At 69.4% G+C, this 26284-nt stretch carries 22 protein-coding genes and 1 pseudogene; 12 read left to right on the forward strand and 11 right to left on the reverse strand.

The window, feature by feature from the left end; all coding sequences use genetic code 11:
- Positions 1-51 precede the first annotated feature (51 nt).
- Together BM362_RS36415 and BM362_RS36420 are read right to left on the reverse strand one after the other, a co-directional pair.
- The gene (locus BM362_RS36415; RefSeq protein ID WP_067582831.1) at positions 52-1245 is read right to left on the reverse strand and encodes a cation:proton antiporter; all 1194 of its coding nucleotides are present in this window, start codon (positions 1243-1245) and stop codon (positions 52-54) included.
- A gap of 41 nt (positions 1246-1286) precedes the next feature.
- Positions 1287-1604, reverse strand: coding sequence for a hypothetical protein (locus BM362_RS36420; protein ID WP_093576233.1), 318 nt, complete (start codon positions 1602-1604; stop codon positions 1287-1289).
- Between the two features lie 353 nt (positions 1605-1957).
- Between BM362_RS36420 and BM362_RS36425 the strand changes: the two genes are divergently transcribed.
- On the forward strand, positions 1958-2521 hold the full coding sequence (locus BM362_RS36425; protein WP_093576333.1) for a L,D-transpeptidase family protein: 564 nt from the start codon (positions 1958-1960) through the stop codon (positions 2519-2521).
- Here BM362_RS36425 and BM362_RS36430 read toward each other — a convergent pair.
- The 3 genes from BM362_RS36430 to BM362_RS36440 are packed head-to-tail and all read right to left on the reverse strand — an operon-like array spanning position 2487 to position 4650.
- On the reverse strand, positions 2487-3470 hold the full coding sequence (locus BM362_RS36430; RefSeq protein WP_067582825.1) for a PHP domain-containing protein: 984 nt from the start codon (positions 3468-3470) through the stop codon (positions 2487-2489). The genes BM362_RS36425 and BM362_RS36430 overlap by 35 nt on opposite strands.
- A gap of 18 nt (positions 3471-3488) precedes the next feature.
- Entirely contained in the window at positions 3489-3992 is a 504-nt protein-coding gene (locus tag BM362_RS36435) for a metallophosphoesterase family protein (protein WP_067582821.1), read from the reverse strand.
- A 4-nt stretch (positions 3993-3996) separates the two neighbouring features.
- Positions 3997-4650, reverse strand: a complete 654-nt coding sequence (locus BM362_RS36440; protein ID WP_093576234.1) for a GntR family transcriptional regulator — start codon at positions 4648-4650, stop codon at positions 3997-3999.
- Positions 4651-4767: 117 nt separating this feature from the next.
- Here BM362_RS36440 and araD point away from each other — a divergent pair, with 117 nt between their 5' ends.
- Positions 4768-6486 (forward strand): L-arabinonate dehydratase, encoded by a 1719-nt coding sequence (gene araD / locus BM362_RS36445; RefSeq protein ID WP_093576235.1) that lies wholly within the window; start codon positions 4768-4770, stop codon positions 6484-6486.
- Between the two features lie 148 nt (positions 6487-6634).
- Positions 6635-8410 (forward strand): VanW family protein, encoded by a 1776-nt coding sequence (locus BM362_RS36450; protein ID WP_093576236.1) that lies wholly within the window; start codon positions 6635-6637, stop codon positions 8408-8410.
- Here BM362_RS36450 and BM362_RS36455 read toward each other — a convergent pair.
- Positions 8394-9071 carry a TetR/AcrR family transcriptional regulator C-terminal domain-containing protein gene (locus BM362_RS36455; RefSeq protein ID WP_067582812.1) on the reverse strand — a complete coding sequence of 226 codons (678 nt, stop codon included), beginning with the start codon at positions 9069-9071 and terminating at the stop codon, positions 8394-8396. The two genes, BM362_RS36450 and BM362_RS36455, sit on opposite strands and share 17 nt — an antisense overlap.
- A 79-nt stretch (positions 9072-9150) precedes the next feature.
- Between BM362_RS36455 and BM362_RS36460 the strand changes: the two genes are divergently transcribed.
- The 4 genes from BM362_RS36460 to BM362_RS46585 all read left to right on the forward strand — a co-directional run bounded on the left by BM362_RS36460 (position 9151) and on the right by BM362_RS46585 (position 12481).
- Positions 9151-9708 (forward strand): ester cyclase, encoded by a 558-nt coding sequence (locus BM362_RS36460; protein ID WP_067582809.1) that lies wholly within the window; start codon positions 9151-9153, stop codon positions 9706-9708.
- Between the two features lie 42 nt (positions 9709-9750).
- Entirely contained in the window at positions 9751-10521 is a 771-nt protein-coding gene (locus BM362_RS36465; protein WP_067582806.1) for an ABC transporter ATP-binding protein, read from the forward strand.
- Positions 10497-12083 carry a hypothetical protein gene (locus BM362_RS36470; RefSeq protein WP_093576237.1) on the forward strand — a complete coding sequence of 529 codons (1587 nt, stop codon included), beginning with the start codon at positions 10497-10499 and terminating at the stop codon, positions 12081-12083. Before BM362_RS36465 ends, BM362_RS36470 begins: the two co-directional genes overlap by 25 nt.
- Positions 12084-12214: 131 nt before the next feature.
- A complete protein-coding gene (locus tag BM362_RS46585; RefSeq protein ID WP_232791692.1) occupies positions 12215-12481 on the forward strand; it encodes a YciI family protein in 267 nt (88 codons plus the stop codon).
- Positions 12482-12526: 45 nt separating this feature from the next.
- Here the strand turns inward: BM362_RS46585 and BM362_RS36475 are convergent.
- A pseudogene (locus BM362_RS36475) lies at positions 12527-13808 on the reverse strand (TrpB-like pyridoxal phosphate-dependent enzyme); the annotation flags it as partial.
- Between the two features lie 269 nt (positions 13809-14077).
- Between BM362_RS36475 and BM362_RS36480 the strand changes: the two are divergent.
- Entirely contained in the window at positions 14078-14857 is a 780-nt protein-coding gene (locus BM362_RS36480) for a PIG-L family deacetylase (RefSeq protein ID WP_093576238.1), read from the forward strand.
- A gap of 695 nt (positions 14858-15552) precedes the next feature.
- On the opposite strand, the gene BM362_RS36485 is transcribed toward BM362_RS36480, so the two are convergent.
- The 3 genes from BM362_RS36485 to pucD form a co-directional block, all read right to left on the reverse strand.
- Positions 15553-16035, reverse strand: coding sequence for a (2Fe-2S)-binding protein (locus tag BM362_RS36485; protein ID WP_067582795.1), 483 nt, complete (start codon positions 16033-16035; stop codon positions 15553-15555).
- Positions 16026-16904 (reverse strand): FAD binding domain-containing protein, encoded by an 879-nt coding sequence (locus BM362_RS36490; protein ID WP_093576239.1) that lies wholly within the window; start codon positions 16902-16904, stop codon positions 16026-16028. The genes BM362_RS36485 and BM362_RS36490 overlap by 10 nt, the downstream gene beginning before the upstream one ends.
- A gap of 250 nt (positions 16905-17154) precedes the next feature.
- Complete coding sequence (gene pucD, locus BM362_RS36495) at positions 17155-19470, reverse strand: xanthine dehydrogenase subunit D (protein ID WP_483073387.1); 2316 nt, start codon at positions 19468-19470, stop codon at positions 17155-17157.
- A gap of 91 nt (positions 19471-19561) precedes the next feature.
- Between pucD and BM362_RS36500 the strand changes: the two genes are divergently transcribed.
- A complete protein-coding gene (locus BM362_RS36500) occupies positions 19562-20557 on the forward strand; it encodes a LacI family DNA-binding transcriptional regulator (protein ID WP_093576241.1) in 996 nt (331 codons plus the stop codon).
- A 25-nt stretch (positions 20558-20582) separates the two neighbouring features.
- On the opposite strand, the gene BM362_RS36505 is transcribed toward BM362_RS36500, so the two are convergent.
- The gene (locus BM362_RS36505) at positions 20583-21566 is read right to left on the reverse strand and encodes an amidohydrolase family protein (RefSeq protein WP_067582783.1); all 984 of its coding nucleotides are present in this window, start codon (positions 21564-21566) and stop codon (positions 20583-20585) included.
- A 340-nt stretch (positions 21567-21906) separates the two neighbouring features.
- Here BM362_RS36505 and BM362_RS36510 point away from each other — a divergent pair, with 340 nt between their 5' ends.
- The 3 genes from BM362_RS36510 to BM362_RS36520 all read left to right on the forward strand — a co-directional run bounded on the left by BM362_RS36510 (position 21907) and on the right by BM362_RS36520 (position 26283).
- The gene (locus tag BM362_RS36510; RefSeq protein WP_093576242.1) at positions 21907-23313 is read left to right on the forward strand and encodes an amidohydrolase family protein; all 1407 of its coding nucleotides are present in this window, start codon (positions 21907-21909) and stop codon (positions 23311-23313) included.
- Between the two features lie 35 nt (positions 23314-23348).
- Positions 23349-24710, forward strand: a complete 1362-nt coding sequence (locus BM362_RS36515; RefSeq protein ID WP_198545368.1) for a nucleobase:cation symporter-2 family protein — start codon at positions 23349-23351, stop codon at positions 24708-24710.
- Between the two features lie 211 nt (positions 24711-24921).
- Positions 24922-26283 (forward strand): nucleobase:cation symporter-2 family protein, encoded by a 1362-nt coding sequence (locus BM362_RS36520; protein ID WP_067582777.1) that lies wholly within the window; start codon positions 24922-24924, stop codon positions 26281-26283.
- Position 26284 lies beyond the last annotated feature (1 nt).

Consider the following 26284-nt stretch of genomic DNA (forward strand, 5'->3'; position numbering starts at 1 on the left):
GACCGCCGTGGCTTCCGAATATGCCGCGAGCGACAGCCCGGTGTCCCCGGCTCACGGCACCGGCACCGGGCGCGGCCGCACGAGCTTGGCCGGAAGCAGCCAGGTCAGCCGGTCCGAACGGAGCACGGCGAGCGGTCCGATCACGGCCAGCAGCAGCACGTATCCGGCAACGAACGGGGCCACCCGCGAGTCGAGCCCGGCAGTGGTCGCCATCGCCGCCAGGACCAGCGAGAACTCGCCCCGGGTGAGCACGGTCAGCCCGATGTTCACGCCTTCCTGCCGGTCGAAGCCGTGCAACCGGGCGGCGAACGCGCCAGCGCCGAGGTTCAGCACCAGCGTCAGCGCGACTGCGGCGAGCACCGGGAGGACGACCGTGCCGACCGCGCCCGGGTCGATCGACAGCCCGAAGATGAAGAAGAACAACGCGCCGAACGCGTCCCGCAGCGGCAGCACCAGCTTGTGCACCCGCGGCGCGACCTTGGAATTGCCGAGCATCATGCCGACCATGAACGCGCCGATCGCGTCGGACACGCCCACCTCCTCGGCCGCCGCGGCACCGAGCACGGCCACGCCGACGAAGCAGACGGTGAGCAGTTCGTCGTCCGCCGAACCGAAGAGCCGCGACACCAGCCGTCCGCCCCAGCGCGCCAGTGCGGCGAGTACGAGCAGGAAGCCGAACGCCTTGCCGAAGTCGGCTAGCGCCGCGCCGAAGCCGTCCGCGCCGCTGAGCACCGGCTGCAGCAACGCCAGGTACAACGCGAGGAAGAGGTCTTCCAGCACGATGATGCCCATGATGAGGCGGGATTCCCGGTTGTTCATCCGCCGGGTTTCCAGCAGCAGTTTGGTGACGATGGCCGAGGAGGAGATGCCGATCGCGCCGGCGATCACCAGCGCCTCGCGCGTGCCCCAGCCGAGCGCGAAGCCGAACGCGAGCCCGCCGCCGATGTTCAGCACGAGGTAGGCCAGCCCCGCCCAGGCGAGTCTGGCGCCGCCGCGAGCGAGGTCGTCGAGCGAGAACTCCAAGCCGAGATAGAAAAGCAGGAACACGAGGCCCAGCCCGGCGAGCACGCCGAACTCGGCCGGATCGTCCACAAGGGACAGTCCGGGGGTGTGCGGGCCGAAGACGAAACCGGCCAGCATGAACAGGGGAATCGTGGGCAGCCCGATCCGGGCGCCGACGCGGGCGAGGGCGCCGGCGGCGAGAAACGCGCCGCCGACGGCCAGCAAAGCATGACCGTTGCTCATGAAATCCTCTTAAGAGCCGGGTACAGGTGGCGAACGAGTACTCAGCGATCAGGAGGAGCCCGCGCCGCGGCGGGCGCGGGCGCGCGGTCCAGTTCGACCGGCGGCGCGGCGGAAAACGGGACAGTGCACCAGCCGGGCCGGGCGAGGCGGATCTCGCCGGGGGCGTCGGCGAGCGGCAGCGGATGCGCGGCGACGAGATGCGGGCCCTGTTCCTGGACCAGGGCGGGTTCGGGGTCGTGCGGACGCGGGCCGGCCGGCCCCGGGCCGGGGACGGCCACCCCGAGCAGGAGCAGCGCGGCGAGTGCCACGACGAGGATGGACCGGTGCCGCGGCGCGGAAGCGGCGGCGGCAATCGTCATCTCGGGGCGAGTTTACCATGTCTTTAACGTGTGCCGGGCACTCCACTTTGAGTCCATAGTGGACCGTTTGCTGCCGGATCCCGTGATCCGGTCCGCTTTTCGGCCTTCTCCAGGCAATCTTTGTTGTCCATAGTGGACCATCAAGGTCCATGTCCGGGAAACCTCGGCACATCCCTTGTCTCGCCGCTTCACGCTCGGTTATCGTCGCGCTACGCCACAGCAGGACCCGGAACCGGTCCGGCCGCCTTGCCTACGCACCGAGGAAAGGGACTCCCCTCATGCGCAAGACGATGCGGCCCACTCTGGTCGCCGGTCTCACGGCTGCCTCCACCGAGCTTCCGGCCCTCCGCCCCATGCCACCTCTCGATGCCCCCCAGCAGCTCCTCACCGTCACCACACACACCGCGTCCGCGTGGGACCACGCCGACTTCGGCCGGGCACGGGCACTCGGCCCGTACCCAGCCGAAGTCGGCGCGCAAGGAATCGGCGTTGCACGCGAAGGACTTTCCCGTACCCCGGCCGGAACCTGGCCGCTTACCGAAGCCTTCGGCATCGCCCCGAACCCCGGCACCCGGCTCCCCTACCGGCAAGTGACCACTTCGGACTGGTGGGTGTCCGATGCGCACTCCCCGCTCTACAACACGCATTACCGAGGCGTCGCAGGCCCGTTCGACGAAACCGCCGGAGAGAACCTCGGCGCGGCGGGTCCGGCGTACGCGCACGCCGTGGTGATCGACTACAACCGCTCGCCGGTCGTGCCCGGTGCCGGTTCGGCGTTCTTCCTGCACGTGGCCACCGGCGGACCGACCGCGGGCTGTGTCGCTCTGGCCCCCGAGGACCTCGTCGCCGTCCTTCGCTGGCTCGATCCCGCACGGAATCCCGTCATCGCGATAACTGATCGGCCGTCCGCGTGTTGATGACCCGGTCCGGCCCGATGCCCGCCTTTTCCGCGCGCGCACAGCCGTAAGCCTGCCAGTCCAGCTGGCCGGGCGCGTGCGCGTCGCTGTCGATCGCGAACTCACAGCCCAGCTCGACCGCCTGGCGCAGCAACCGCATCGGCGGGTCGAGCCGGTCCGGCCGCGAGTTGATCTCCACCGCCACGCCGTTCTCGCGGCAAGCGGTGAACACCTTTTCCGAGTTGAACTGCGACTCCGGCCTGCTGCGTCCGCCGACCAGCCGTCCGGTGCAGTGGCCCAGCACGCGGACGTGCGGATTCTCGACGGCGGCCAGCATCCGCGGCGTCATCTCCCGCGCGGGCATCCGCAGTTTCGAGTGCACGCTCGCCACCACGAAGTCGAGCCGGTCCAGCAGCTTTCCGGTCTGGTCGAGCGCGCCGTCGTCGAGGATGTCGACCTCGATGCCGTGCAGCAGGCGAAACGGCGCCAGCTGCTCGTTCACCCGCGCGACCTCGTCCATCTGCGCCCGCAGCCGCTCTGGAGACAGGCCGCGCGCGACGGTCAGCCGCGGCGAATGGTCGGTGAGCACGATCCACTCGTGCCCCAGCTCGCGTGCCGTCTCAGCCATCTCGGCGATTGGACTGCCGCCGTCGGACCAGTCGGAGTGCGTGTGACAGTCGCCGCGAAGCGCGGTACGCAGCGCACCGCCGGATGGCAGCTTGCTTTCGGGCAGCTTCGCCGCGTACGCGGGCGTACGGTCGTGCCACGCGTCCTCGATGACCCCAGCAGTGGCTTTGCCGATCCCCTTCAACGCCTGAAGCGTCTTCGCACCGACGCGCGACGACAGCTCGTCTTCGGAGAGCCGATCGACCACCGCGGCCGCCTGACGGAACGCGCGCACCCGGTAAGTCGGTTCACCGGCGCGCTCAAGCTGGAAGGCGATGTCGCGCAGCGCGCGGGCCGGGTCCATGACTCCTGTTTTACCCGCTCAGCCGCGCCGAGGCAGCTCGTGCAGCTCGACGCTGTCGAGACGCCCGTCGCGGATCTCGGCGGTCTGGTAGGTGCAGAACGGCTGCCGCCGCCGGTCAGTGGGCGAACCGGGGTTGAGCAGCCGCAGCCCGCCAGGCGTCACCGTGTCCCACGGAATGTGGCTGTGCCCGAAGATCAGCACGTCGACGTCCGGATACAACGCGTCGCAGCGGGCCGCACGACCTTTCGCGTCGCCGGTTTCGTGGACGACCGCCAGCCGGACGCCCTCCAGCGTCTCCCTGGCCACCTCCGGCAGGCGTTTCCGCAGCTCGGGGCCGTCGTTGTTGCCGTAAACGCCGATCAGCCGGGCGCTGCGGGCTTCAAGCGCGTCGAGAGTCTCGACGTCGACCCAGTCGCCCGCGTGCACCACGACGTCGGCCTTCGCGACTTCGTCCCAGACCTGCGCAGGCAGCTCCTTCGCCCGCTTCGGCAGGTGGGTGTCCGCGACAAGCAGCAACCGCACGCCGTCACTCCTCCCCGATCGCCTCAAGCACGTGGTCGAGGAACGCCGCGATGTGCGCGCGCAGCAGCTCGGCCGCGCCGTCCCCGTCGCCCTTCCTCGCGGCGGCGAGCACCGCCTTGTGCTCGTTCCATTCCTTGCGCCAGCTGGGATTCGCGTCCCAGCCGACCACGGTGATCAGCGCGGCGCGGTCGCGCAAGTCGTCCAGCATCGACACCATCAGCGGGTTGCCGCAGCCCGCGTACAACGCGCGGTGGAACCGCCGGTTCAGCAGGCTCAACGTGGTCTGGCCGGCATCCGCGGCCGACGCTTCCTTGAGGATTCGCGCGGCCTCGTCGAACGACGCGCGGTCCGCCGCTCGCACGGCGCGGCGCAGCGCTTCCGGTTCCAGCACCATCCGCACGTCGTAGACCGATCGCGCCAGCTCCGCGTCGACCACGCACACCGACGCTCCCTTGTACGGGCTGAACGTGACCAGCCCGGTGTTGGACAGCACCTTGAGCGCCTCGCGCACCGGTGTCTTCGACACCCCGAGCCGCGCGGCCAGCTCCGCCTCCACCAGCTGCTGGCCGGGCACCAGCTCGCGGGCGAGAATGCCGCGCCGGATCTCCTCCAGCACCACCTCGGTGCGGGAGGCGGGGAGGCTGAACGTGGACGGCATGCCGACCCTCCTGGCTTTCGCGCTCGTCCCCGCACATTCAACCAGGCGGGCGTCTCCGAGCGTCGACACGTACGATCATATATCAGATGCCATCCGTCGACCGAGAGGACGCGCAGCATGAAGGCACCCGAGGACCTGCGCAGCCACCGCTGGTTCGGCGGCGACGACCTGCGCAACTTCAGCCACCGCACCCGCGCCCGGCAGCTGGGCTACGCACCGGAGGAGCACCTCGGCAAGCCGGTGATCGGCATCCTCAACACCTGGAGCGACATCAACCCGTGCCACCAGCATCTGCGCGAACGCGCGGAGCAGGTCAAACGCGGCGTGTGGCAGGCGGGCGGATTCCCGCTGGAGTTCCCGGTGGCGACGCTGTCGGAGACGTATCAGAAGCCGACGCCGATGCTGTACCGGAATCTGCTGGCGATGGAGACCGAGGAACTGCTGCGCTCGTATCCGGTCGACGGCGCGGTGCTGATGGGCGGCTGCGACAAGACCACCCCGGCACTGCTGATGGGTGCGGCGAGCGCCGGGCTGCCCTCGATTTTCGTGCCCGCGGGCCCGATGCTGCGCGGAAACTGGCGCGGCGAGGTACTCGGCAGCGGCACCGACATGTGGAAATACTGGGACGAACGGCGCGCGGGCACGATCGGCGACCGCGAACTGGCCGAACTGGAACACGGCCTCGCCCGCTCCCCCGGACACTGCATGACGATGGGCACCGCGTCGACCATGACGTCCGCCGCCGAAGTGCTGGGGCTGACCCTGCCCGGCGCGGCCTCGATCCCGGCGGTCGATTCCGCGCACCACCGGATGGCCGCGGCGAGCGGTGCGCGAATCGTGGGCATGGTGTGGGAAGACCTCACGATCGCGAAGATCCTCGACGAGCGCGCGTACGCCGACGCGATCACGACCGTGCTGGCGCTCGGCGGGTCGACCAACGCGGTGATCCACCTGATCGCGATGGCCGGGCGCAGCGGGATTTCGCTGTCGCTGCGGGATTTCGACGCGATCGCGCGCCGGGTGCCGGTGCTGGCGAACATCCGGCCGGGCGGCGACGGTCTGATGGAGGACTTCTATTACGCGGGCGGTCTGCCCGGGCTGCTGTCCCGCTTGACCGACCTGCTGCACCTCGACCGGATCACCGTCACCGGACGTCGGCTCGCCGATTCTCTCGCCGACGCCCGCGTGCACGACGACGACGTGATCCGCCCGCGCGGCAACCCGGTCGCCAGCGAGGGCGGCGTGGCCGTGCTGCGCGGCAACCTCGCTCCCGGCGGCGCGGTGATCAAGCACATCGCCGCCGATCCCGCTCTGCTCACCCACACAGGTCCGGCAGTGGTTTTCGACAACTACAAGGACTTGAAGGAGCGCATCGACGACCCGGCGCTGGGCATCACCGCTGATTCCGTATTGGTGCTGCGAGGATCCGGTCCGCTCGGCGGTCCCGGGATGCCCGAGTACGGCATGCTGCCGATCCCGGCACATCTGCTGGAACAAGGCGTGCGGGACATGGTGCGGATCTCCGACGCCCGGATGAGCGGCACCAGTTACGGCGCGTGCGTGCTGCACGTGGCACCGGAATCGCACGTCGGCGGGCCGCTCGCGCTGGTCCGCGACGGCGACCTGATCACCCTGGACGTGCCCGCCCGGACGTTGCAGTTGCAGGTGGACGACGCCGAGCTGGAGCGTCGTCTCGCTTCGTGGGCCGCCCCTGCGCCGCGGTTCGAGCGGGGTTACGGTGCGCTGTACGCGGAGCACATCACGCAGGCCGACGAGGGCTGCGACTTCGACTTCCTCGCCCGCGCCGGCTCCAATCCGGAACCGGACGCAGGGTGAGCGTCGTGAGTGCTGGCGCCGGTGAGAACCGGTGCCAGCACTCACGACGAAGGGTGACCGGTTTGTTCCGCTGGGGGCAGTAGTCCGGCATGTCCGGCTCGGCCCGTACGCTGTGCACCTGACCGCAGCGAATCGAAGGGGTCGTGAGGTGCAGTACGAACCGCGCTGGCCGGAAACCGACAGCGACCAGACCGAGGTCCTGCCGGTCGTACCACCGGAGGAACCTCCGTCGCCGCCGCGAAGGCGCGGCCTGCGCAAAGCGGGCTGGATCAGCGGCGGCGTGCTCGGCGTCCTGGTCGTCGCGTACCTCATCGACCTGCTGACCAGCCAGGGCCGGGTGCCGCGCGGCGTCGTCGTGGCCGGCGTGGACGTCGGCGGGCTGGAGCGGCCGGTCGCCGAACGCGAACTGCGCGGGAAGATCGAGCCCCGGCTCACCCAGCCGCTCACCGTCACCGCGGGCAACGCGCGCACCAAGCTGTCGCCGACCGAGGCCGGGCTGGGCCTCGACTGGAGCGGCACCCTCGACCAGGCGGGCGACCAGCCGGTCAACCCCTTCACCCGGCTCACGTCGTTCTTCAGCACGCGCGAACTGGGCGTCGTGTCGCACGTCGAGGCCGCGAAGCTCGACCCGGCGCTCGAGGACCTGCGCGGCCGCGTCGACCGGGCACCGGCCGAGGGCACGATCCGGTTCGACGGCACCACGCCAGTCGCGGTCCCGCCGCAGTCCGGGCAGAAGCTGGACGTCGCGGCGGCGCGGGCGAAGGTGCTGAGCGGCTGGGCTTCGGGCAGCGAACTGACGCTCCCGGTCGCGCCGGCGCCGGTGCGCACCACTGCCGAGGGCGTTCAGCGTGCGCTCGCCGAGTTCGCCAAGCCCGCGGTGTCCGCGCCGATCATCGTCAAGGGCGAAGGCGCGGACGCGACGCTGACGCCGGAGCAGATCGCCGGTGCGCTCACGTTCGTGCCCGCCGACGGCGGCGGCCTCGCCCCGCGGATCGACCCGAAGAAGGTCACCGACGCGCTCGCGCCGCAGCTGAAGTCCACCGAGCAGGAGGGCAAGGACGCGGCCATCGCGTTCTCCGGCGGAAAACCGGTCGTCGAGCCGTCCGCGGACGGCAACACGGTCGACTGGGAGCAGAGCCTCAAGCCGCTGCCCACCACGCTGAAGCAGGCCGACAGCCGCGAACTGAAGGCGATCTACAAGAAGACGCCCGCGAAGGTGACCACCGAGCAGGCGGACAAGCTGGGCGTCAAGGAAGTCATCGGCGAATTCAGCACCGGCGGGTTCGCCGCCGACTCCGGCACGAACATCCGGGTGGTCGCCGAGAAGGTGAACGGCGCGATCGTGAAGCCGGGAGAAACGTTCAGCCTCAACGGATTCACCGGTCCGCGCGGACGTCCGCAGGGCTACGTCGAGGCGGGCGTGATCGAGAACGGCGCGCCCGCCCGCGAGGTCGGCGGCGGCATTTCGCAGTTCGCCACCACGCTGTACAACGCGGCGTACTTCTCCGGGATGAAGGACGCCGGGCACAAGGAACACAGCTACTACATCAGCCGCTACCCGGCCGCGCGCGAGGCAACGGTGTTCCAGAACCCCAACGGCGCCAGCGTGATCGACCTGAAGTTCACCAACGACTCGGACACCGGCGTGGCGATCCAGACCGTCTGGACGTCGTCGTCGATCACCGTGAAGCTGTGGGGCACCAAGCGGTACACCGTCGAGTCGGTCCCCGGCGAGCGCACGAATCCGACGCCGCCGACGACGAAACCGGGTCCGGCGGAGAACTGCCACGCGTCCAGCGGCGCGCCCGGTTTCACCGCGAGCGACACCCGGATCCTGCGCGACGCCTCGTCGGGCCGGGAGGTTTCGCGGCACACGCGGTCGGTCCGCTACAACCCGCAGCCGAAGATCACCTGCGGGGAGTAGCGAGTCGCTGCATCGTGGCGGCTACCGCGAGGTCGACGGCGAAGGCGAACTCCGCTTCGTGATCGCATCGCGCCAGCTGCGGCGCGGATCCGACCACGGCGGGAAGCCCGGTCTGCTCCAATTCGGCGCGGCGGCGGGCGATTCCGGCTTCGTCAGTGACACCGAACGCCGGCCCCGCGCCCGCCTCGCGCAGGAGCGAGCCGACGACGACGGCCAGGAGCGAGCGCAGCAGGTGCACCGCCTCTTCGGGCGACGCACCTGCCTTGCGCAGCACTGAAAGCACCGCCTCGACCGGAGCGAGCGCGGCGATCGACGGCAACTGCCTGGTTAGGACCAGCGCGGCGGCCTGCGGGTGCGCACGGGTTGCTTTCCGGAACGACTGGGCGATCGCGCCGAGGTCTTCCTCGGGCTGTCCGGTCAGCGCGGGGAGGTCGATCCCGCCCAGGACGTGACCCGCGATGGCGTCGAGCAAAGCTTCTTTGCCGTCGATGTGGTGGTAGAGGCTCTTCGCGTCCACGCCAAGACGCTGCGCGACAGTCCGCATGCTCACCGCTGCCGCTCCGTCGGCGTCGACTGCTTCCAGCGCGGCCGTCAGGATCGCCTCCCGCGACAGCCTGGCGTCTCCCTTGCGCGGGCGTCCCCGGCGCGTCGTCGTGTTCACGGCTCCATCATGGCGCACTTGCGTTAAACCCACAGCGTGGATTAAATTGCGGCTTCGCTCTCCCGGCTTGGAGGAACCCGTGGACCCGTTGGCCATCCCCGCGCCCGAAGTGCTGCGCGCCCGGCACAAGCTCGTCCTCGACCACTTCCAGGACGAGGTGCGCCAGGACTGGGACGAGGTGCTGGCGACGTTCCCGCACCCGCACTACGAAATCGTGCCGACGATGACCGTGCACGACGGCGATTCCGCGGTGCGCGGCTACTACGACGAAACGCGCCGCGCTTTTCCCGATCAAGACCACGAAATCATCGCGCTGCGGCACAGCGCCGATGCGGTCATCGTCGAGTTCTGGCTTCTGGGCACGCATCGCGGGCCGCTCGGGAAAATTCCGCCGACCGGGCAGCGGTTCCGGGTCCGGATGACCGCGTACTTCCTCTTCGACGCTGACGAACAACTGGTGTGCGAACGCATCTACTTCGACACGCTCACCATGCTCCGCCAGCTGCTGCGCGCGTACGACGTCCGGAAACCCGCGTCCTGGCCCAAACTGGTTCGCACGGTGCGCGGGCTGCTGGCGATGTCCGGGACCCCGGACCCGCGGCTTTCCGACACCACTCCGCCCGCGTTTTGTCGGTGACCCCGCGTACAGTCAGGCGCACACCACGGGAAGGGGGAACCGGTGTCCGACGACGCGGCCATGGGGCTTTACGGACTCACCAAACGGTTCGGGACCACGCTGGCGGTAGACGATGTGCGGCTGGAAGTGCCGCGGGGGTCGTTCTTCGGCCTCGTCGGCCCCAACGGAGCCGGGAAAACGACGTCGCTGTCGATGGCGGTCGGCCTGCTTCGGCCCGACGCCGGCGAAGCGCGCGTGTTCGGCGTGGACGTCTGGCGGGAACCGGAACGGGCGAAAAGCCTGATCGGCGTCCTCCCGGACGGTTTGTCCATTCCGGAGCGGCTCACCGGACGCGAACTGCTGACGTACATGGGCCTGCTGCGCGGGCTCGCGCCGGACACGGTCGCCGAACGCGCCCAGGAACTGCTCGGCGTGCTGGAGCTGACCGACGCCGAGCGCACCCTCGTCATCGACTATTCCGCGGGCATGCGCAAGAAGATCGGCCTCGCGACCGCGTTGCTGCACGGTCCCCGGCTGCTCGTGCTGGACGAGCCGTTCGAGGCAGTGGACCCGGTTTCGGCGTCGACGATCCGCACGATCCTGCAGCGGTTCGTCGCATCCGGCGGCGCGGTCGTGCTGTCGAGCCACGTGATGGCGTTGGTGGAACAGCTGTGCAGCCACGTCGCGGTGATCACGCGCGGACGCGTCGTCGCCGCGGGCGCGGTGGCTGACGTGCGGGGCGAAGGCACGCTGGAAGACGCGTTCGTGCACATTGTCGGCGGGCGGACCGGTGGAGCGGAGGGGCTGGCGTGGTTGGCGTCCTCGTCCGACTGAAGATGCGGGTCCTGCGCAATTCGCTGCGCGGGCGGCAGATCGCCGGAATAATCGTCGGCGGCGTCTTCGGGCTGCTGGCGGCCGCGTTCACGATCGGCGTCGCGGTGTTCCCGGCTCCGGAAGCGCGGATCACCGTAGACCTGCTCACCTCGGTCTACGCGGTGTGGATGGCGGGCTGGGTGCTCGCGCCGATCGCGACCGGCGGCGGCGACGACACCCTGCGGCCGGAACACTTCGCGCTGCTGCCGATCGGCCGCCGCAAGCTGGCGGTCGGCCTGCTCGCGGCGAGCTTCGTGGGCATCACCGCGTTGGTGAGCCTGCTGGCGTTCCTCGGCTTGGTGTTCTACGGGCTGCGGTTCGGAGCCGGCGCCGCGCTCGTCGGTCTCGTGTTCACCGTGCTGCAGCTGGCGTTCGTAGTGCTGCTGTACCGCGTGGTGATGGCCGCGCTCGGTGCGCTGCTGACCTCGCGCAAGGGCAAGGAACTGGGCATCATCCTGGTGGCGCTCACCGGATTGTCCGGCGTCGCGGTGAACTACGTGATGAACAGCGTCGGCCCGGCCATCGTCAGCGGCCGGATGCCCGGCTTCGTCAGCGTCATGCACGCCCTTCCCTCGGGCTGGGGCACTCTCGCGGTGCACGCGGCCGGAGCCGGCGAATGGGGCACTGTCGGCGGTCTCTTCGCCGCGTTGCTCGCCGTCGTGGCGGTTCTGGTCGTGCTCTGGGGCGCTCTGCTGGCCCGCCAGGTCACCACCCCGTCGTTCCGCGGTGCCTCCCGCACCCGCGCGAAGAGCACCCGCACGCGACGCAGCCTGCTGCCCGCGACTCCGGTCGGCGCCGTGGCCCGCAAGGAGCTGCACACCTGGTGGCGAGACGCCCGCCGACGCGTCGCCCTGCTGTCGACGCTGCTGATCGGCTTCGTCATCACCGTCGTGCCAGCCCTGTCCGGCGGCGGTGGCCGGTCGGTGATGCTGCCGTATTTCGGTGTCGCAGTAGTGCTTTTCGCCTCGATGCAGTCCGGCAACCTGTACGGAATGGACGGCAGCGCCCTGTGGCACACGCTGGTCGTCCCCGGAGCCGAACGCGCCGACATCCGCGGCCGCCAGCTGGCGTGGGCCCTGATCGTCGCACCCGTGGCCGTGGTGCTGGCCCTGGTCCTGCCCGGCGTCACCGGCGTACCAGGCGCGTACCCATGGGTCCTCGGCCTGGTCCCGGCCACACTGGGCGCCGGCGCCGGGGTCCTGATGCTGCAATCGGTCTTCCTGGCCTTCCCCCTGCCGGATCAACGCCGCAGCGGCAGCCCGTGGTCGTCCGGCGGACGCCCCGGGTGCGCCCGAGCCGCCCTGATGCTGGCGACCACGCTGCTCATCGTGCTCGGTGCGATGCCGGTGGTGGCGCTGTGCGTGGCCGGGAAGCTGGCGGACCTGCCGGTGCTGCAGTGGCTCGGCATCCCCGCCGGGATCGCGACCGGCGTCGCGCTGGCGTGGTGGTGGGGTTCGCTCGCCCAGCAACGGCTGGTGACGCGGGGCCCGGAGCTGCTGGCGACCGTCTCCAAGGAACGGTGACGGATTTTCTTGCCGAGGTGTCGGATGGTGTCGCACGCGTTCGTGGCCACGAGCGGTCCCGCTGTTTGAGGAGTTCGCCAGGAAGCAGTAGCTGCTGGCCGTCCAGGGAGACGAAACCACGCTGGAGGCCGGTGCCGGGCTGGCCGCCGCACCACCAAGGGCACCGACGACAGGAAGCCGCCGGTGCCTGGGTATTCGTCGGCGGCTTGCGCCCCGCGCACGCCATCACCGTCGTCCGCCCCGCCAACGGCACCAGCACGATGACCGACGGCCCGTTCGCCGAAACGAAGGAGCAGCTGGACGGCTTTGGGGTGATCCAGTGGTGGACCGCCCCATCGAGTACGCCCGTTCGCCAACGGCCCCGAGGACGTTGCGTGCCGCTGGACGCGGTCTGCTGAGCCGAGCACGGCCGCTTCCCGCGGCCCGTCGGCCGCTCTCCTTCGGGGCAGCGCCGCCAACGATTCCTCCAGTGCCGTGTCCGGAAGTTCGTTGTCGACCATGTCGCCCGCCAGATACGCGCCATACGCGGGCAGGTCGAGGTGCGCGTGTCCGCAGAGCGCTGTCAGGATCACCTTCTCTTCGCCGGACTCCTTGCAGCGCAACGCTTCTTGGATGCACGCGGCCAACGCGTGCGTCGGCTCGGGCACGGGAATGATGCCTTCCGTGCGGGCGAACTGCACACCCGCGGCGAAGCATTCCTGCTGGCCGATCGCGAGCGCCTCGACGAGACCCAGCTCGTAGATGTGCGAGATCAGCGGCGACATGCCGTGGTAGCGCAGGCCGCCGGCGTGGATCGGGTCCGGGATGAAGCCGTGGCCGAGCGTGTGCATATTCAGCAGGGGCGTGAGGCCGGCGGTGTCGCCGAAGTCGTAGGCGTAGCGGCCGCGGGTGAGGGAGGGGCAGGCGGCCGGTTCGACCGCGCGGATCACCGGGTTCATCCGGCCCGGCCAGTTTTTCCCGCAGGAACGGGAAAGCGAGCCCGCCGAAGTCGGAGCCGCCGCCGGTGCAGCCGACGAGCACGTCCGGGGTGTCGCCGGCCAGTTCGAACTGCCGAAGCGGTTCCTCGCCGATCACCGTCTGGTGCAGCAGCACGTGGTTGAGCACGCTGCCCAGCGCGTACCACGCACCCGGATCCACCGCGGCCTGTTCGACGGCTTCGCTGATCGCGATCCCGAGGCTGCCCGTCGACCGCGGGTTCTCCGCCAGGATTGCCCGGCCCGCGGTGGTACGGTCCGATGGACTCGGGTACACCTGCGCGCCGAAGGTCTCCATCATCAGCTTGCGGTACGGCTTCTGGTCGTACGACGCGCGCACCCGCCAGACCTCGCAGGACAACCCGAACGTGGCGCACGCGAACGTCGGCGCGCTTCCCCACTGCCCGGCCCCGGTCTCGGTGGTGAGCCGGGTGACGCCCTCGGCCGCGTTGCAGAACGCCTGCGGCGCAGCGGTGTTCAGCTTGTGCGAGCCGACCGGGCTGACGCCCTCGTACTGGTAGAAGATCCGGGCCGGGTTCCGAGCGCCTTCTCCAGCCTGCGGGCGCGGTAGAGCGGGGACGGACGCCAGAGCCGGTAGACGTCCCGGACTTCCTCGGGAATGTCGAGGTAGCGCTCGGTGGTGACTTCCTGCTCGATGAGCGCCTGCGGGAACAGCGGAGCCAGGTCCGCGGGCTCGCGGGTTCCCGGGTGCAGCGGCGGAGGGCGGCGGCTCGGGCAGGTCCGGCACCACGTTGTACCACTACGCCGGGAGATCGGCCTCGTCCAGGAGGCATTTCGTGCGTTCTGCCATGACGCCTTCTCGGACCGGCGGATCCCAGCGTAAGCCGGGCGGCGGGAGAAGCCAACCGCCGGAGCGCGCGAGGGGACCCCTCGCACCGATAAAGCGGCAGGTCCGCCCGGGTAGCCGGCCTGTCCACAATGGAGGGTGTGGCTGATTCCCCGGAAGCCGTTTCGGGTGGGCGCCGGTTTTTGTCGGTGGGTGCCGGTAGGTTCGCTGGCATGGCGACATTGGTGACGTTCCACGCCCACCCGGACGACGAGGCGATCATGACCGGCGGCGTGATGCGCAAAGCGGCCGACGAGGGGCACCGGGTGGTGCTCGTGGTGGCCACGCGCGGAGAAAAGGGCGAGATCCCCGAGGGCCTGCTCGGCGACGGCGAGCAGCTCGCGGACCGCCGGGTGCAGGAGACGCGGGCAGCGGCCGAGGTGCTGGGCGTCTCGCGAGTGGAGTTCCTGGGATACCAGGACTCCGGGATGATGGGCGACCCTTCCAACGACGGCCCGGACACGTTCTGGAGCGCGCCGGTCGAGGAAGCAGCGGAGCGGCTGGCGGCGATCTTGCGCGCGGAGTCGGCCGACGTGCTCACGGTGTACGACGATTTCGGCGTCTACGGCCACCCGGACCACATCCAGGTGCACCGAGTCGGCATGCGCGCGGCCGAACTCGCGGGCACGCCGCGGGTCTACCAGGGCTCGGCGAACCGCGACCAGATGCGCCGAGCCGCCGAAGCCGCGCGCGCGGCGGGCGAGGAAGGCGGCCCGGACGAGGACATGATCATCGGGAAACCGGAAGCCGAGCTGACGGCCGAAGTGGACGTCACGGCGTACCTGAAGGTGAAGCGGGCGGCGATGCGGGCGCATCGGAGCCAGATCAGCGAGGAGTCGTTCTTCCTGGCGCTGCCGGACGACAAGTTCGGCGAGGCATTCGGGACGGAATGGTTCATCCGGGAAGGACAGGGGCCGGGGGTGACGGAGACGGATCTGATGAACGGCCGGTGACCGGGACTGGCCAGCCGTAGGGCGAGGGGCTCCGGGCGGGTTGCTGGGTCCGGGATCCGTTCGAGCAACCGCCGGGCGTGAGCTGCCGCCCGGACGGCGACCCCGCGACCAGCTCGGCGAACCATCGGACGCGGGTTGCCGTCACGAGCCGCACACCCGGGACAAGGCCCGGGCCAAGCCCGCGCGCCCGGATTGCCATCGCGAGCCGCAGGCCCGGGACAAGCCCGGGGCCAAGCCCGCGAGTGCAGGTTGCCGTCGCGAGCCAGACATCGGCACGGGTGTGCTCTCGAACCGAGCCATTTTCATGGACCGCGGAACTGAGGCGGGCTCGGGCGAGATGTCGGGCGGTGGCATTCCGGCACGGATCGGAGGTCCGGAGCCGGCCATCGTAGCCGGTACCCGGTATGCGGCGAGCCGTCCGCTGGCTGGGCGGAAGCGACCGCCTAGCGTGGGCGGCGATCCACGAGCACCCTCGAACTGCGCCCTCCCCGCACAAGACCACATGCACCGACGCCGCGGACCCCAGCTCAAGTCGACTCGACAGAAGCGACCCACCCAACCTCGACAGCGATCCACGAGCACCCCGAACTACGCCCTCCCACACAAGACCACATGCACCGATGTCGCGGAGGCTTGAGTCGCGGACGTGTTCCACCGTTCGCCGCAGACTCGCGGGCGTGAGCTGCCCGCAAGCATCATGCGGGCCCCGCAGTCTCCCCTACTCGGGCCGAGGCCAGGCGGACTGCGTCCAGGATCTTCTCGTATCCCGTGCAGCGACACAGGTTCCCCGCCAACGCCTCGCGGATCTCCGGATCCGAAGGGGCACCCGCCCGGTGCACCAGTTCGTGCGCGGCGACGATCAACCCCGGCGTGCAGAAGCCGCACTGCACAGCACCGGCGTCGACGAAGGCTTGCTGTACCGCGTCCAGCTGGTCGCCGTCCGCGAGGCCTTCTACGGTGCGGACGTTCCTGCCCTCGGCTTGGCCTGCCGCGACCAGGCACGAACACACTGGGGTACCGTCCAAATACACTGTGCAGGAACCGCATTCGCCTTGTTCGCAGGCGTTTTTCGAGCCCGGCAAACCCAGTTGGTCGCGCAGCACGAAGAGCAGGCTCTGTCCCTCCCACACCTCGTCGACGGTGCGCGGCTCGTCATTGACAGTGAGGTTCAGGCGCATTTCGGCTGCCCGCCTTTCCGATAGTCTTCCCAGGCCCAGCTCAACGTCCGGCGGGCCAGTACGGCAATCGCGTGGATGCGGTAGTCGGCGCTGCCCCGGACGTCGTCGATCGGGGACGCGGCGCTCGCGGCCAGTTCGCCGAAGCGGCGGACAACCGTGTCCGGCAGCGGAGTGCGGGAGGTCCACGCATCAGACAGGGCGTCGCGGAGGAAGTCTTCTGCGGCGGTCGCTCGCCGCGGGGTCGGGGCGGCGGAACCGACGGCGGCGCCTATCCAGCCGGTTTCCGGGGCCAGGTCCAGGGCGAATGAGCACACTGCGATGACCATCGCGTTGCGGGTGCCGACTTTCGCGAACTGCTGTGGGCCGGTCGCCACCGGGAGGTGGACAGCGGCGATCAGCTCGTCGGGGGCCAGTGCGTTGCGCTTGACGCCTTGGTAGAACTCTGTCGCCGGGATCAGCCGGGTGCCGCGGACGGACGCGATCTCGATCGTTGCGTCGCAGGCCAGGAGCATCGGGTGGGTGTCGCCGGCGGGAGAGGCCGCGCCCAGGTTTCCGCCGACGGTGCCCCGGTTGCGGATCTGCGGGGAGCCGACGGTGCGGCTCGCCATCGCCAGGCCGGGGAGGCGAGTGCCTAGCTCGGTGATGATTCGCGTGTACGACACGCCCGCGCCCAGGCGGATCCGGCCGTCTTTCTCGGTCCACCCGGCCAGGTCCTCGATCCGGGTGAGGTCCAGCAGCGCGGTCGGGCGGCGGTGGTCGAAGTTGAGTTCGACCAGGACGTCGGTGCCGCCGGCAAGGGGGACGGCGTCCGGGCGGTCGGACTTGGCGGCCAGGGCTTCGGCCCAGGTCGCGGGGGTCAGGAAATCCACGGGGCACCTCCAGGAGGCGGCTGCCGGTCAGGGACGGAAAAGAGGGGCGGGATCGTGGGCCTGGCGAGGAGCGGGGGGGGAGGCCAGGCCAAAGCGGAGCGGGGAGAGAGGCCAGGCCAAAGCGGAGCGGGGAGAGAGGCCAGGCCAAAGCGGAGCGGGGAGAGAGGCCAGGCCAAAGCGGAGCGGAGAAAAGGCCCCGCCGGACCGCTGCGCACGAGGTGGTCGGCCAGCACGCGAGGGGCCACCGCGCTCACGAAGCGGCACGGCCCTCGGCTAGCGCGATGTCGTCCGGGCGGATGGGGGCGTTCGGCAAGGGCAGGCCGGTCGCGGAGCGGAGGGCGTTCAGGATCGCGGGGGTCGACGACAGGGTCGGCGGCTCGCCCACGCCGTTCAGGCCGTACGGCGAGTCCGGGTGCGGGAATTCGAACAGGCTGATCGGCATCGGCGGGACGTCCAGCACGGTCGGGATCAGGTAGTCCGTGAAGGACGGGTTGCGCACCCGGCCCTCGCGATCGACCAGGATTTCCTCCATCAAAGCCAACCCAAGTCCCTGTACGCTGCCGCCTTCGATTTGGCCTTCGACGGCCAGCGGGTTCATCGCCTTGCCGACGTCCTGCGCGGTCGCCAGCTCGACTACCTTCACCAAACCCAGTTCGACATCCACGTCCACCACGGCTCGGTGGGCGGCGAAGGCGAAAGCGATGTGCGCGTTGCCCTGACCGGTTTCCGGGTCGATGCCTTGGGTGGGGCGGTGGTGGTATTCGAAGGTGTGCGAGACGGTGTCCGAACCTACGAGGTCGGCGATAGGGCACACCGGATCTCCGCCGCTGTCCAGGACGTGGTCATTGCCGAGCGACAGGGCTGAAGCTGGCAGGCTGCAGGCGTCAGCGGCGCGGCGCAGGAGTTCCCGGGCGATGTGGCGGCAGGCGCCTTGCACGGCGCCGGTCGACATCCACGTCATGCGGGAAGCGGACGCGGAACCAGCGTCGCCGATGTGGGTGTCGGCGGGGAGGACGACTACCCGGGAAACGCCCAGTTCCGTGCTCGCTACCTGTGACTGCACCGTGGTGACGCCTTGTCCGCATTCCGCGGCCGCGGTGTGCACCGAGACCACCGGGGCACCGTTCACCACGGTCAAGGCGACTCGGGCCGTCGAAATGTCGTCGACGCCTCCGGAGTAGCCGATCGCTTTCACCCCGACCGCGTAGCCGACTCCGCGACGCACCCCCTCGCCGTGCGTCGTGTTGGCGGCTCCGCCGGGCAGGGAAAGCAAATCCGCAGCACCGGCCGGCGGCAGCGGACGGTCGCGAAGGGCTTGCAGCAGTTCCGCGACCGGGGCTGGGCCGTCGACGGCTTGGCCGGTGGGCAGGACGGTACCCGTGGTCATGGAGTTGCGGAGGCGCAATTCCATCGGGTCCATGCCTAGTTCGCGCGCCAGTTTGTCCATATTGGACTCGCAGCCGTATGCCGATTGGACTGCGCCGAAACCGCGCATTGCGCCGCAGGGCGGGTTGTTCGTGAAGACCGCCAGGCCGTCGATTTCGGCATTCGGGACTTCGTACGCGCCGGTGACGAAATAGCAGGCGTTGGCGATGACTACCGGCGAAGTCGAGGTGTATGCGCCACCGTCCAAAATCAGGCGGGCTTTGACATAGACCAGACGGCCGTCCTTGGTGGCACCGTGTTCGTAACGCATCTTGGCCGGATGGCGGTGTACGTGGCCGAAGAAGGATTCGTAGCGGTTGTAGGACATCTTGACCGGACGGCCGAGCCGCAGGGCGAGCATGCAGGCGTGCACGTGGACCGAGAGGTCCTCTCGGCCGCCGAAAGCGCCGCCGACACCTGCCAGGGTCAGTCGCACTTTTTCTGTTGGCAAGCCCAGACACGGGGCCAGTTGTTCGAGGTCTTTGTGCAGCCATTGCGAGGAAACGTAGAGTTCGACGCCACCGTCCTCGGAAGGAATCGCCAGGCCGGATTCCGGGCCCAGGAAAGCCTGGTCCTGCATGCCGACTTCGTACTCGCCGGTGACGACGACATCCGCTTCGGCGCGGGCTCGTGCCGGATCGCCGTGCCGGATTTTCACGTGCCGCACCAGGTTGCCGTCCGGATGAATCGGGCGGACGCCCTTGTCCAGGACCGTCGTCGGATCGGTGACCGGGTCAAGCGGTTCGTAGTCGACGATGATCAGTTTCGCCGCCTGACGGGCGGTTTCCGGGTCGTCGGCGGCGACCAGCGCCACCGGTTCGCCGTGGTAGCGGACCTCGTCGACGGCGAGGACCGGCTGATCGGCGGATTTCATGCCATACGTTTTCGCACCGGGCACGTCCTCGTGGGTGAGCACGGCGTGCACGCCTGGCTGGGCGAGGGCCTTGCTCGTGTCGACGGACCGGATCCGCGCTGCCGCGTACGGGCTGCGCAGCGTGGTCGCCCAGACCATGCCCTCGATCCACAAATCCGACGAATAGGCGAACCTGCCGGTCACCTTGGCGGTGCCGTCCGGACGGAGGGCGCTTTCGCCCACCCCGGCGGCTTTCCCGGTTTCCGCGGCGCGTACCAGCGAGTCCACAGTGACCACCAGCTTTCCTGCGTTGCCGACCGCACGGATTCAACACGTGTAGATCGGGACTGTCAACGGCTCTTCGGGTATCGTCCGGCGCATGCAGCGGGTCACCCGGGACGATGTCGCACGGCTGGCGGGCACCTCGCCGGCCGTGGTCAGTTACGTGCTCAACAACGGCCCGCGTCCGGTCGCGCCCGCCACGCGAGCGCGGGTCGAACAAGCGATCGCCGAGCTCGGCTACCGGCCGAATCTCGTCGCGCGGGCGTTACGCTCCACCCGCAGCAACGTGCTCGGGCTGGTCGTGCCGGACAGCAGCGAGGGCTACTTCACCCAGCTCACCCATGCGGTCGAGCGGGCCGCGTTCGCTCGCGGATCCCTGGTGCTGCTCGGGAATTCGGCGTTCTCCCGGGATCAGGAGCTGCGGTACGCCGAATCGCTGGCGAACATGCGCGTGGACGGTCTGCTGCTGGTCCGCGCCGAGGTCGCCGGAGCGGCGGCCACCCACTCCGCTTTGGACGTTCCGGTCGTCTACCTGCATCACCACGCCCCGGCCGGCACTGCCGCGCCGTCGGTGGTGCTGGACAACAAAACGGGCGGACGGTTGACCACCGAACACCTGCTCGGGCACGGCTACCGGGAGATCGGCTGCCTCACCGGAACCGCGCGGTCCGGGCCGGTGGCCGAGCGGGCCCGAGGCTGGACCGAGGCGATGCGGGCGGCGAAGCGGAGCGCGGGCAACGTCGTCCGCACCGGTCTCGATCGGCATGCCGCACGGGCCGACATCCGGCGTTGGTTGCAGTCGCCGGAGCGGCCGCGCGCGATCATGGCGACGGCGGACGGGCTGGCGCTCGACACGCTGACGGTCGCGGCGGAACTCGGCTTGAGCGTGCCGAAAGACCTTGCGGTGATCGGCTTCGGCGGCACCGACGCCGCCGCGCACAGCTGGCCCGCGCTGTCCACTGCCGGACATTCCTTCGACGATTTCGCCGACGCCGCGGTGTCCACTCTGGACCAGCTCCGCGACAACACCCAGCCGGAAGACCGCATCCTCGACGTCCGCCTGACCGCGCGCGCCAGCTGCGGGTGCGACTGAACTCGCAACTGACGCGCCGACGGAATCAGGAGTTAGCGGCCTCTGCCCACGCTGAAGGCGTATAGCCGAGATAATGCGACGCGTGCGTATTCGCCGCGGAAGCCTGCGGAAGGTCGCCGCGCAAGTACGCCTCGGCTTCCGCCTTGTCCTTCGGCGGCGGCGTCGGCGCGAGGCCGAGCAGCTTGGCCATGTTGTTGCCGAGGTAGCCCTCCAGGTCGTCCTCGGACAGGTTCAGGCCCTGCGGCGGCTGGTGGCACAGCACTTCCAGCTCCCGCGCCCACATGCCGGGCTCGTTCGGCGGCGAATCGGTGCCGAAGACCAGGTCGCTCTTCTTCATCTCCTTGGCGAATTCGACGATCCGCGACTGCAGCAGCCAGCCCGATTCGCCGATCACGTTCGGCGAGTCCTGGATCATCCAGAACGCCTCGAAACAGTAGACGCCGCCGGTCTGGATGCCGAAATGGCCGAGAATGAACGTGACGTTCGGGAACTCGCGGATGATCGGGTAGAACTGGGTCGGGATCGAGTACGGCCCGTCCCCGGTGTGGATCAGCACGATCACGCCGAGTTCGTCGCACACCCGCAGCACCGGCCGCAGCCAGTCCAGCGCCCGGTCCGGGCGGTAGGAGTGCATGTTGGCGTGCAGCTTCAGCATCTTGTAGCCGTATTCCTTCACGTGGAAGGCCAGCTCCGCCGCGCCGTTTTCCGGCCCGAACCGCGGGTTGTACATGAAGTTGCCGACGAACCGGTCCGGATACCGCTGCACCAGCGAGGTCACGTACGCCTGGTATTCGCGGATGCCTTCACGGCCGGTTTTGTTGCCCTCGCGCCAGGTCGTGTTGCCCGGCGGCGGCATGATGCAGCTGACGTCCACGCGCCGCGGCTTGCCGTTGATCCAGAATGGACCGTCCATCATTTCCAGCGTGCGCTCGCCGGTGAACGGGGTTCCGGTGTGCCGCCAGGCTTCGTCGACGAGATTCGTCGGATGGACATGGGTATCGATAATCACCGGATGTCTCCTTACGCAAGACTTGAGTAAAGGACTCCCCGGCCGCGCTTCACCGCACCTACGGGACCCGGAAGCGCGATCCGCGCTCCGGCGCAACCGAGTGCAACATCTTCGCCGCCCGGTGTCAACACATGATCGCCGGATGCGTTGCGCGGCAAGACTTTTCCAGACGATGCTCTTGACACCGGTGCCGCGAGGGCTTTGCATTGAACGACCCGGCGGTGCTGCCGGGCGCCGGTGACCTCCCGTTTCGGGCCAACCGTTCGGCCAAGTGCCTCCAGCCGCGCGCTGGAGACGACCGCCGGGCCGGGTCCGACCCCGCCCGGGGAAGGGCGGCCCGATGTCGGCTGCGGAACCGGAACCCTGCGATCTCCTGCTGACCGGCGGCACCGTGGTGACCGTCGACGACCAGCGCACTGTCCACGACAACGGCCACGTCGCGATCATCGGCGGCCGGATCGCCGGGGTCGGCGAAGGACCTGGCACCGAGCGCTGGCACGCCGCCGAGGTCATCGACTGTCGCGGGAAAGCCGTGCTGCCCGGTCTGGTCGACGGGCACAACCACCTCTACCAGGCGCTCGCTCGCGGGCTCGGCGAAGGCATGTCGATCGTGCCGTGGCTGTGCGAGTTCATGTGGCCGTATTCGATCGCGATCACCGGGCCCGAAGCAGTGGCCGGGGCACGGCTCGGCGCGGTCGAAGCGTTGCGGGCCGGCATCACGACGGTGATCGACAACCATTACGCGCCAAGCGATCTTGAAACGACGCTCGCCGTCGCCGACGTCATCGAGGAGGCCGGGCTGCGCGGTGCGGTCGCGCGCGGCATGCTGGGCGAACGCACCGAAATCGCCGATCGCCGAGGACAGCCGATCGAGCTGTTCCGCTATTCCAGCGAGGACGAATTCGCGATCACCCGCGAGGCGATGGAGCACCGGCCGCCGGCCGCCAAGGTCGCGGTGTGGCCCGCCGCGCTCAACCTCTGTTACGTGGAGCAAAAACTCGTCCGCCGGACGGTCGAACTGGCCCGGGAATTCGGCACTCGCTGGCACACCCATTGCTGCGAGAGCGAAACCGATCCGGTCAGCTACCTCGAAACCCACGGGGTGCGGCCGGTCGAATGGCTCGCGAAAGAAGGCCTGCTCGACGAACGGGCCACGCTCGCGCACGCGATTTGGCTCGACGAAGCCGAAATCGAGCAGGTCGCGGCAACCGGCGCGGGAGTTTCGCACAACCCGGCGTCCAACGGCTACCTCGCGTCCGGTACCGCGCGGATCGCGAGCATGCGCAAGCAGCACGTCCCGGTCGCGCTGGGCACCGACGGTCCCAGCTGCGGCCATCGGCAAGATCTTTTCGAGGCCATGAAACTCAGCGTCTTCGGCCAGCGAACGGCCACTTTGGACCCGACGGCGCTGCGGGCCGAGGACGCGCTGGAAATGGCCACCCGCGATGGGGCCCGTTACGCCGGAATCGACGCGGGCGTGCTGAGCGAGGGCAAACTCGCCGACGTCATCGTGACCGCGCTCGACCGTCCGCACGTGCGCCCGGTGCACCGGGCGGTCGCCGCGCTCGTCTACTCCGCCCGCGGGTCCGATGTGGAGCTGACGATCGTGGGCGGGGAGATCGTCTACCGCGCCGGACAGTGCGTCCGCGTCGACGAAGCGGCCGCCGCCGACGAAGCGGAACGGCACGCGGCCCGGCTGCTGGAACGCAGCGGCATGGGCGGACTGCTCACTCCCTGGGCGCGGTGATCCGCGCTCCCCCTTTCCCCGCTGTGGAGGAAACCATGCGATTCCGTCCGCGCACCACCCGAGCCGAAGCCACCACCCGCGACGCGGTCGACACCGTCCCCCGGTTCCGGCAGATGCTCCCGCTCGGCATCCAGCACCTGCTGGTCGCCTATTCCGGAATGGTCACCGTCCCGCTGCTGATCGGGCTCGGCGTCGGCCTGTCCACCGCGCAGATCGCCACGCTTGTCACGGCGAACGTGCTGGTCAGCGGCATCGCGACGCTATTGCAGACGCTCGGGATCGGCAACGTCGGCGTCCGGCTGCCGATCGTGATGGGCTCGACCTTCACCGGCATCACCCCGGCCATCATCGTCGGCAAGGAGGCCGGGCTGCCCGCGGTCTTCGGCGCGACGATCGTCGCCGGACTGCTGACCTGGCTGGTCGCGCCGTGGTTCAGCAAGCTGATCCGGTTCTTCCCGCCGATCGTGACCGGGACGATCATCGCGATCATCGGATTTTCGCTGCTGCCCTCCACCGCGACGCTGATCGCCGGGTCCAACCCCAGTGCGTCCGACCACGGTTCGGCCGGACGGCTGATTCTCGGGCTGGGCACCATCGCGGCGACGGTCTGTTTGGAACGGTTCGCCCCGCCCGCAGTGCGCCGTTTCGCGATCCTGATCGCGCTGGCCGCCGGCACTCTCGTGGCGATTCCGCTCGGCATGGCCGACTTCAGCTCGGTCGGGCAGGCGGACTGGGTCGGCCTCGTCAAGCCCTTCGAGTTCGGCCTGCCGACGTTCGCGTTGTCCGCGTTGCTGCCGATGATCATCGTGCAGCTGGTGAACATGGTGGAATCGACCGGCGACACGCTCGCCATCGGGCAGATCGCCGGCCGCGCCGTCGGACCGCGCGAGATTTCCCGGGCGCTGCGCGCGGACGGGATCGGCACCGCGTTCGCGGGCGTTTTCGGCTCGTTCACCGTCGTCACCTTCGGCGAGAACGTCGGGCTGGTCAGCATCACCCGTGTGATGAGCCGGTTCGTGGTGGCCACCGCGGGCGCGGTGCTGGTGCTCATGAGCCTGGTGCCGAAACTCGGCGCGGCCGTCGCGTCGCTGCCCGGGCCGGTGCTCGGCGGCGTCGGCGTGGTCATGTTCGGCACTGTCGGAGCGGTCGGCCTGCGCATCATGAGCCAGGCGGATCTGAGCAACGGCCGCAATATCCTGATCGTCGCCATCTCGTTCGGCTTCGGGCTGCTGCCGGTCGGCGCGCCGGAGTTCTACCAGCATCTGCCGGTTGTCGTGCAGACCGTGCTGACGAGCGGCATCGCCGCCGGCGGCATCGCGGCGTTCCTGCTGAACCTCGTGCTCAACCGCCGCGAGCGGGCTCCGCGCACCGGGCCGGAAGCCGCGCCCGGGTATTGACCCTCGGCGGCTTCCGATGCACCATAGTCGAAACTCCTTGCAGGGAAGGAAAAATCTTCGGACATCCCCTAACCCCGTAGGTGCGGCGGCAGGATTCGCGCGCGGCCGGGGGTCATCGCCGCCGGCAGCCCGTCCGGCTCCGGCGACGCCCCGCGATCCGCCCGGCCCGGCCGTTTGCCCGGCCCCGCCGGCCCAACGAGGTGAGGGAATCATGGCCAGTCACCCGTCTCCCCCGTCCCCGGTGGACGAACGTCCCCGATTCGGCCCGCTGGTGCTGCTGGGTTTGCAGCACGTGCTCGTGATGTACGCCGGTGTCGTCGTGGTGCCGATCGTGGTCGGCGCCGGACTCGGGCTGCCGCAGTCGCAGATCGCCGACCTGGTCAGCGTCGACCTGGTGCTCGCCGGGATCGGCACCATGCTGCAGGCGTTCGGCGTCTGGAAATTCGGCATCCGGATGCCGCTCGTGGTCGGTGCCGCGTCCAACGGAATCGTCCCGATGGTGCTGATCGGCAGCACGCAGGGGCTGTCCACAGTGTATGGCTCGCTGCTCGTGGTCGGCGTGGTCTGGGTGCTGATCGCGCCGTTGTTCAGCAAACTGCTCAAGCTGTTCCCGGAAGTCGTCACCGGAACCGTCATCACCTTGATCGGGCTGACCCTGATTCCGGTCGGGCTGAAGCTCATCGCCGGTTCCGATCCGTCCGCGCACAACTACGGTGCGCCAGCGAATCTCGCGCTCGCCGGGTTCACGCTCGCGCTGATCGCGGTGTTCTACCGGGTGTTTCGCGGTCTGCTCGGCCAGCTCGCGATGCTGATCGCGCTGACCGTCGGGGCGATCGTCGGCTGGCTGACCGGGCTGGGCTCTCTCGCCGGAGTCGCCAACGGCCCCGTTTTCGGATTGCTGAAACCACTGCACTACGGAGCGTTGCATTTCGACATTCCGTCAATTCTGCTGTTCCTGGTGATCGTTTTCGTGCTGATGGTCGAGGCGTCCGGACAGGGCCTCGCCGTCGGGCAGGTGGTCGGCAAGAAGGTCGGACCGCGCGACATCGCCAATCTGCTCCGGGTGGACGGACTGCTCACCGCACTCAGCGGCGTGTTCAACGGTTTCGCCTACACCACCTTCGGCCAGAACATCGGACTCGTCGCGCTGACGAAGGTGCGCAGCCGGTATCCGGTCGCGGTCGGCGGGGTGATTCTCATCGTTTTCGGGGTGGTGCAACCGGTCGGCCGGGTGATCGCGGCGATCCCGCAACCAGTGATCGGCGCGGCCGCGGTCGCCACGTTCGCGGCGCTGACCGTGTCCGGCATTCAGCTGCTGTCCCGAGTGGACTTCAACCAGACCGGCAATCTGGTGATCGTCATGCTGTCGCTCGGCGTCGGCCTGATCCCGGCTGGCGCCCCGGACTTCTACCAGCAGTTTCCCTTTGCCGCTCAAGTTTTCCTCAAGAGCGGCGTGGCTACCGGAACCGTACTGGCGGTCCTGCTGAATCTGCTTTTCTTCGCTGTCCGGAAACGACGGCCGGAAGAACCGCTCGTGCACCGAGAACCCGCCGCAAAGCTTTCCCAGTCCTGAA

The sequence above is a fragment of the Amycolatopsis rubida genome (assembly GCF_900115345.1).
GTDB classification, from domain to species: Bacteria; Actinomycetota; Actinomycetes; order Mycobacteriales; family Pseudonocardiaceae; genus Amycolatopsis; species Amycolatopsis rubida.